Here is a 1,098-nt window from a genome sequence, read left to right on the forward strand (position 1 = left end):
GAGCGAGTGATCGCCTGACGGATCCACCAGGTGGCATAAGTCGAGAACTTGTAACCACGACGGTATTCGAACTTGTCTACCGCTTTCATCAAGCCGATGTTGCCTTCCTGGATCAGATCGAGGAATTGCAGACCACGGTTGGTGTACTTCTTGGCGATCGAGATCACCAGACGCAAGTTGGCTTCAACCATCTCTTTCTTCGCGCGGCGGGCCTTGGCCTCACCGATCGACATGCGACGGTTGATGTCCTTGATTTCAGCGATGGTCAGACCGGTTTCGGTTTCCAGCGCGATCAGTTTCTGCTGGCAACGAATGATGTCCGGCTGTACGCGACCAATGGCTTCGGCGTACTTGCTCTTGCCTTTGGCCAGGGCGTCGGACCAGCTTTCGTCGACTTCGTTACCCGGGAACTGACGCAGGAAATCAGCGCGTGGCATACGTGCATCACGTACACACAGTTGCATGATTGCGCGCTCTTGCTGACGCAGACGATCAAGGGCACCGCGAACACGTTCAACCAAACCTTCGAATTGCTTCGGTACCAGTTTGATCGGCATGAACAGCTCGGCCAGCGCCAGCAATTCGGCAATCGTTGCCTTGTTGCTGCGACCGTGCTTTTTCAGGGCCTTGCGGGTGATTTCCATCTGGTCGGCGACCGCGCCAAAACGCTGGGCGGCGATAACCGGATCCGGACCGCTTTCGGCTTCTTCTTCGTCATCGGAAGATTCGGCTTCTTCGTCGTCGGTTTCGTCGTCGGCTTTCGCGACTTTCGCTTCGACAGGCGGCGGTACCTCGGCAGGCGGCGCAATGCCGTCGTCCGGGTCGATATAACCGCTCAGGACGTCGGACAGGCGGCCACCTTCGGTGGTCACACGAGTGTACTCGGAGAGAATATGGTCAACCGTGCCAGGGAAGTGCGCGATTGCGCTCATCACTTCACGGATGCCTTCTTCGATTCGTTTGGCGATTTCAATTTCGCCTTCACGAGTCAGAAGCTCGACCGTACCCATTTCACGCATGTACATGCGCACCGGGTCAGTGGTGCGACCGATATCGGTCTCCACCGCTGCCAACGCGGCGGCTGCTTCTTCCGCAGCG

General features: G+C 57.5%; 1 protein-coding gene. It reads right to left on the reverse strand.

Translation table 11 applies throughout. From position 1 onward, the window contains the following. A partial coding sequence (locus tag ACIP66_RS28815; protein WP_400652708.1) for a sigma-70 family RNA polymerase sigma factor occupies nt 1–1,098 on the reverse strand: 1,098 nt, incomplete at both ends.

The organism is Pseudomonas sp. NPDC088429, assembly GCF_044753305.1.
In the GTDB taxonomy this organism is placed as follows: Bacteria; Pseudomonadota; Gammaproteobacteria; order Pseudomonadales; family Pseudomonadaceae; genus Aquipseudomonas; species Aquipseudomonas rustica.